Genomic DNA, 6,874 nt, shown 5'->3' with positions numbered 1-6,874 from the left:
AGTACCGCTCACCTCGGGAGTTCAGGCGGTTGGCTACAACATCAACTTAACGGGATTGTGGTGTCCGGTTTGATAGGGGCAAGTCCAATGACATATCGATGTCAATCACGTGTGGCCTGGGCTTCACTCTAGTAGCCTCTGTAGGGCTGACTTCAAACTGCCCAAATGGCGCTCCATCGGCGCATTCTTCCAGCAGCTCCTTGGCTGCTCGTGCTCTGCTTTAGGTTAGGCGAAATCAGCCTGAGCAGAGCGCGACGCTGCTGTAGTGGCTGTCCTAGCCCGAATATAACATCACCTTATTTGGCCAGCCATGCTCCTCACAAGCTAATTAAAACCTTGCCGGTTAAATAGCATTCGGTGCAGTCGACACTGTCCGCCCCTACAGTTCGTCTGGAAAAAAGACCGGAAGGGGAAGCTTATCGGTTTCAGCTGACTATTACACTATAAGGCAACGTTGTTGATTGAGCTTGCCATCGGCCTATATTTCACTATCACTACGCTAAATGTTTTTCATATATCGGGCGCGATGCTTAGCCTACGAAAGATTATGGCTTCCCTGAAAAATGGCACGCTGCAGAAAACGAGTGCGTGTATGAAGAGACGGGCAGCAATAGATTTGATAGCCTTTGCATTAAACATTGCGCTCTTGAGCGCTTTACGCAAGCCAGCGTAAACGTGGGACATCTCTATCCCTTTGTTATTTCGGACAAAATATCGAATTACTCCTTATTCATTCAGGTCGAAATGCCTATTTTGGGTTCTCTGCTGCTGTGCAGTATCTTGCTCTTCGCAGCGGCCAACTTTTGGTACCTCTGTCACCTCTTTGGGGCTAATGCTTTAACTGGTACATGACTATTTTGGGTTCAGTATGGCAGCGGCATGTTTGATCAATGTGCTTTCTCTGCTTATGTTTGTATATGCCTTGCCATTGGCGCCCTTGGTAGACTTGTCGTTAGCGACTGGAGCATGCGCTGCTGATTGATAGTATGGATTTGATTGACGCGGGATACTTGGTTCGTTTCACGGCCCGCATGGGGGGCTATGGCTAGGAACGTTGCTAATAAGCAGTGGGATTGCACAGCCAATGTATTAATTGTGCCGCCTACTTTCTGAGATATTCAGCGCTTTGCGTCAGACTTTACACGGCGGAGATTACATTGTTAGCTACTTGGACAAGGGGGTTCTAGTAGGCTCTGCGCCTACGCATCACTAGCTTATCTTGCTCTGCGAGGAATACCCGAGCATCCCAATCAGCTTTTGAAGCACGACTGGGTTGATGTCCGCTTTCAAATTTCGGGAAACCATTATACGAGTTTTTAACTTGTCGCTCGAGCGCTCTAGTTTTCTTAAGGCAAGAATTATTGTTTATGTAAGCGAGGGTATAGCATCTGTATTAATGGCAGGAAGTGGCAGCAACCCATATTGCTCGCGGCGAGCTCGTTCCTATTCTGGAAAAAGTTTGTTGTCGAACGCTTGAGGATCACTGCTTTTTGGCCAGAAAGCCACCAAGGAAATTCAATGTGAAAGTATTTTTGCTTTTTAAGTAGGAACTTTCTTGGTTCCGAACCACGGGCTATCAGCTTTTCGAACTAAATTAAATGAAAAATAATAGACATATCTGGCAAACCTCACGTTTTAAAATTGAACTCACTCAACCCAAGATCATGGGCATAGTAAATGTCACACCTGACTCTTTTTCCGATGGGGGAAAGCATCACAATACTCACAAAGCCTTGGCGCATTGTGAAACATTGATCAATCAAGGTGCGGATATACTTGATATTGGCGGTGAATCGACAAGACCGGGTAGCCCAACTGTAGCACTGGATGAAGAATTAGCCCGCGTAGTTCCTGTCGTACGAGAGGCTGTTAAGCTCGGAGTACCTATATCTGTCGATACTTATAAGAGCGACGTTATGAAGGCAGTACTTGACTTAGGTGCTGACATTATCAATGACATCTGGGCGTTACGCCAACCCGGTGCATCTGATGTCATAGCTGCACATCCTACTTGTGGCGTCTGCCTCATGCACATGCACCGTGACCCGCAAACCATGCAAACTGAGCCGATGACTGGGGACGTACTGAGCCAGATTAAGGACTTCCTGGCAGATGTAGCGTCAAAGTTGTGTGCACGTGGTGTCATGCAGGAACGTATTGTGCTTGATGCAGGACCTGGCTTTGGTAAGACGATAGAGCAAAACTTTATGCTGCTAGCCTGCCAAAAGGACTTATTAGAGCTAGGTTACCCTTGGCTGGCTGCTTGGTCTCGCAAATCATCATTAGGTGCGATTACTGGCCAACCTGTAGAGCTACGAATGCTAGCGAGTGTAAGTGCTGCTTTGATAGCGGTCGAACGAGGAGCTCGTATAGTGAGAGTACATGATGTGGCTGAAACAGCAGAGGCATTAAAAATATGGAAGGCTGGAACCCAGAATAAAGTTACCCTATAAAGATCCTCTTACTTGAATTTATCATTACTCAACCTACTTCAGGAAGTTTCGCTTTGACTGACATAAGTCACATGGCGTGCGCCGCTCACTCGGGGTGAGCTCCGGTCAATACCGAGAAAACGGACTGTAAATAAGAGATTGTGAGTTCATCGAATAGGGTGTCGCCCATGATTGGGACCTGAATACGGCCCGGAATATCGTCAGTCTCGCGGAGAGGCATCGCCGTCGAGAGCCAATCCTTTCGGGCTGGTGATGGGCCCCAAAAAGGAGGGATTGAAGCGGATAAGGCCTGTCTGAGTTATGTGGCCTTGACGTGAACTATTGACCGCTTGGTAATGACCTATTACGACCCTTCTGATTATACTCGACGTATCCAAAATTCTATCACTGGAGTACAGCGGGCTCTTGCAATCTAGACTTTGTCTGAAAAACATTAGATTTCCAGTGTGAATTATCTAAGTTGTCCCCTTGACGTAACTTTACGTGACTACAAGAAGCTTATAATGGACGCCGAAGGGTAACTAGACTTTCCAGAAAAACTCCCATACTCAGGTTTTCAGATCTAGCAAGTTTGAACGCGCCATAGCACAGGCTCGCTTTTAAAATTGTTCTTTCTGATCAATTTTTTAGATGGAACGAACCCCCCTCTTTCTTTTTCTGACAAGAATCAGAAACTGAAGCATGGTTATCTTATGCAGAGGCGTTACTTCATCCTTGCCAGTACTGCCTTCTTGGCTAGCGCCCCATTGATGCAAGACGCGTGGGCTGCTACGACTGATGACTTATCCCTGTCTAGTACTCGTACTGGCAATAAGCCTCCCCAAGTTAAAAGTTTTGAAGTAAAGGGCGTCTCGATTGGAAAAGGTGTGCCAAAGATCATTGTGCCTATTACTGCCAAGACGCCCAATGAAGCTCTTGAAAAGGCCAAAAGCCTGGCTCAGCTTAAAGAAGTGGACATGATCGAGTTTCGCATCGACCATCAGCAGGGTGCTTTGGATAAAAGTGCAATGACAGACTTAACCTGTCAGCTTACCGATACTCTCGAGGATAAACCCTTACTTGCTACTTTTCGAACCAAAGCAGAGGGTGGCGAGAAAGCAATAAGTAATCGAGATTACGCTGCGCTCAATAGAGCTCTGTTGGACGAAGGTGCCATTGACCTTATTGATATAGAAATGATGCGTGATGAAGCGCTCGTTCGGGACCTTGTGCAAAAGGCACATGACAAAAATGTTATTGTTATAATATCCAATCATAACCTGCATGACACGCCACCCTCCGCGGAGTTGATTCGCCGCCTGCGTCGCCAGCAGGCGCTAGGCGCTGATATCCTGAAAATGGCAGTTATGCCGAAAGATAACAGTGATACCTTGCGACTGATGAATGCTACATGGGAAATGTATTCACGTTATGCTGAGCGACCCTTATTAACAATGGCGATGTCAGAGGAGGGTGTCTTGTCGCGTCTCTCAGGCGAGCTTACCGGTTCGGCGCTTACCTATGGCAAAAGCGGCGTTGGGTCGGCCTCAGGCCAGCTAGAAGCAAAAGATTTGCACACAGTGCTAAACATCATCCATTCGGCTAATGGAGCCTAGCTAAAATTGTTTGGGCAACTAGAAAGCCCCCTTTCTTTTCATCAAACGACAATGGGCGGCTTACTTTGTCTTTGGAAGTGCATACGCAATGACGTAATCGTCGCGATCAGGTGACTGATGGGCGCCACAACCACGCACGCCATCCGAGCAGAACTACAGCGATCGCAGGATTCGATCGCGACGCTAAGCAAGCGCTATAACTTAAACCCCAAGACCGTGATCTAGTGGCGTAAGCGTGATTCAGTAGAGGGCCAGCCCATAGGGCCTTGAGATCCGCATTCGACCTCTCTGACCCTAGCTAAGAAGGCCGCGGCTATCGCGTTCCGGCAGAAGACGCTGCTGCCGCTTGATGATGGCCTGCATGCCCTTTAGCGCTTCATACCCAGGCTTTCGCGCTTCAGCCTGCATCGCCTCTACCAGCGACACGGCATCAGCATTCTGCCGCGTTCGGCTGAGCCAATACGTGAGAAGACCTTCAAACGCTATCCGCTGGCTATCTATATATCGATATCACCGAGGTGCATACCGCAGAAGGACGAGCCTATCTCTTCGTGGCGATTGAGCGCACCTCAAAGTTTGTCTATGCCGAGTTACATGAGCAGATGATGCGCAAGAATGCGGTCAGCTTTCTGGAAGCCACGCTTAAAACGTTACCTTATAAGGCGCATACGGCACTGATCGACAATGGCATTCAGTTTGCCAAGAAGATTGGTTCAGAAAGCTACTGGGCCCATCCTTTCGATAGGGTCTGCCATCAGCAAGGCATCGAGCACCGGCTAACCAAGCCCTTCCATCCCTGGACCAATGACCAGGTCGAGCGTATGAACCGGACGATTAAACAGGCCACTACCAAGGCCTTTCACTGTGCCTCGCTTAAACAGCTGCAGGATCTATAAAGGATTATCTTTGGGCGTATAACAGCGCTCGTCCCTTGCGCTCATTGAAAGGACAAACGCCGATTGGCTTTATCCTCGGGCAATGGCTCAAACAACCACAGCTCTTTTTAACCGACCCAAACCCTTTCTTTCTGGGACCAGACACCTAGATTATTTCAAGATGGCAATCAGCTACTATCAGAGCATTTACCTATTCGGGGCCTCTTGTATCGGCCGCACGGCTTTTGCTACCATTCTTAGCAGACATTATACCTTTCAGGTATTTTGCGTAAGCGTTAACGTCAACCAACGCAGATTCGGGAGAGACTCTTTCCCTCTTGCCGTGCGTGGTTTTATGACGTCATCCTCTGCGGGCATCCGTGCCAACTCTCGTGTATTTCCACTCTCGTTGTTAGTCGGCATCTTGCTGATTGCCGCGAACCTTCGCGCACCCATTACGTCGCTGGGTCCGGTGTTATCCGAACTGCAATCAGCATTCGGGCTAAGCCAAACCCAATCTGGTCTATTAAATGCTTTGCCACTGCTAATCTTTGCTATTGCTTCGCCCTTTGTGCCTCGTCTGAGCCGAAGCATAGGCCTTGAGCGCGCTCTTTTTTTAGCTTTATGGCTAATTATGGGCGGGTGCATCTTTCGCTCAAGCGGCTTTTTTAGCGCTTTATGGTTGGGTACAGGGCTAATAGGTAGTGGTATCGCAGTAGCAAACGTATTGGTGGTCCCTATAGTGAAGCGAGACTTTCCTCATCATACAGCCCTGTGCGTTGGACTTTATGCTGCGACTATGGCGATGCTAGCAGCCGTAGCCAGCGGAATTTCAGCCCCCCTATCAACTCTGACCACCCTCAGCTGGAAGTTTTCCTTGGGTATCTGGTGTGCTTTGGCCCTATCAGCACTAATCGCCTGGTGGCCACATAGTAAGCGAGACGATACGCACGTAGTCGAGTCCCTCATCCTGAACAGTAAACGCCCCTCCCTTTGGCGAAGTGCGGTTGCCTGGCAGGTTTCAATGTTTATGGCTTTGCAAACGCTTGTGTTCTATACATTGATTGACTGGTTTCCAAGTATGGTCAGCGAAGTTGGTATCAGTCCCACACAGGCTGGCGCTTGCCTATTCGCCTATCAGGCCGTTGCCGTCGTAGCAAACTTGATAACCTCTGTTGTCATTAAGCGCTTTAACGATCAGTGCATCCTCGGCTTTATATGTTCGTTAGCCATTATTGTTGGGATATTAGGGCTTATACTCAACCCAGCGCGGGCTATATGGTGGCTAATATTCGCGGGGATTGGAGCGGGCATGTCAATGGTGACCTGTTTAACCTTGTTTGGATTACGTAGTCGCGATCATCATGAGACCAGCGCTTTATCTGGCATGGCCCAATGCGTTGGGTACGGCCTGGGAGCTATGGGGCCGTTTCTTGCCGGTTGGATGCATGATATCAGTGGCGGATGGCGTGCGCCCCTGTTGGCATTGCTAGTGGTAGCATTGGCGCAAATGGTCTTTGCTACACTTGCCGGCCGCAAGCGCTACGTCTAGATCAGATAGGCTGGTATTTATAGGCGTTTCTTTTGACCAGTAAACCTATTTCTCCTTAAGCTTTTTATTCATGCTTTAAAGCTGTATGGCTGTTACATTCGATAGCTGCATTTAGTCGCAGCACGAGTCAGTATTAAGTTTTATATGGGTAAAATTGTAAGATTCAATTGGCCAGCTTCAACTTAGTCCTTAACAATGTTTCTACACCTTTTTAAATACCTACTGACACAGTCTGTTTTGTAACCTTTGTCATCCGGCTCTGGGTATTTACTGGTTTTGGCTATCAACTTATTTAGCCAGGTCATTCATGTTAGTTCGAGTTAAGCATGAAGCTTGACCTGCCCCCAGTTTTAGTACCGCTGCCTATTTAGTAGGCCCTGGGGTTGATATTAATATTTC

General features: G+C 48.1%; 3 protein-coding genes and 1 pseudogene. All 4 read left to right on the top strand.

Annotation, left to right across the window (positions count from 1 at the left end; all coding sequences use genetic code 11):
• Positions 1-1,598: 1,598 nt before the first annotated feature.
• Complete coding sequence (folP, locus tag IQ22_RS22690; protein ID WP_145146076.1) at positions 1,599-2,453, top strand: dihydropteroate synthase; 855 nt, start codon at positions 1,599-1,601, stop codon at positions 2,451-2,453.
• A 605-nt stretch (positions 2,454-3,058) separates the two neighbouring features.
• On the top strand, positions 3,059-4,048 hold the full coding sequence (aroD, locus tag IQ22_RS22685) for a type I 3-dehydroquinate dehydratase (protein WP_208733695.1): 990 nt from the start codon (positions 3,059-3,061) through the stop codon (positions 4,046-4,048).
• A gap of 117 nt (positions 4,049-4,165) precedes the next feature.
• Positions 4,166-5,093, top strand: a pseudogene (locus IQ22_RS22680) (integrase core domain-containing protein).
• Entirely contained in the window at positions 5,027-6,475 is a 1,449-nt protein-coding gene (locus tag IQ22_RS22675) for a CynX/NimT family MFS transporter (RefSeq protein WP_342212464.1), read from the top strand. Before IQ22_RS22680 ends, IQ22_RS22675 begins: the two are co-directional and overlap by 67 nt.
• Positions 6,476-6,874 lie beyond the last annotated feature (399 nt).

It is taken from the genome of Pseudomonas duriflava, from assembly GCF_007830155.1.
Lineage (GTDB): Bacteria > Pseudomonadota > Gammaproteobacteria > Pseudomonadales > Pseudomonadaceae > Chryseomonas > Chryseomonas duriflava.
The sequence above is the reverse complement of the archived record's forward strand: the minus strand, read 5'-3'. Positions and strand labels throughout refer to the sequence as shown.

Bases quoted from the DNA above. Each gene is read 5' to 3' on its own strand.
- folP (WP_145146076.1), top strand. From the start codon at position 1,599: ATGAAAAATAATAGACATATCTGGCAAACCTCACGTTTTAAAATTGAA.
- IQ22_RS22675 (WP_342212464.1), top strand. From the start codon at position 5,027: ATGGCTCAAACAACCACAGCTCTTTTTAACCGACCCAAACCCTTTCTT.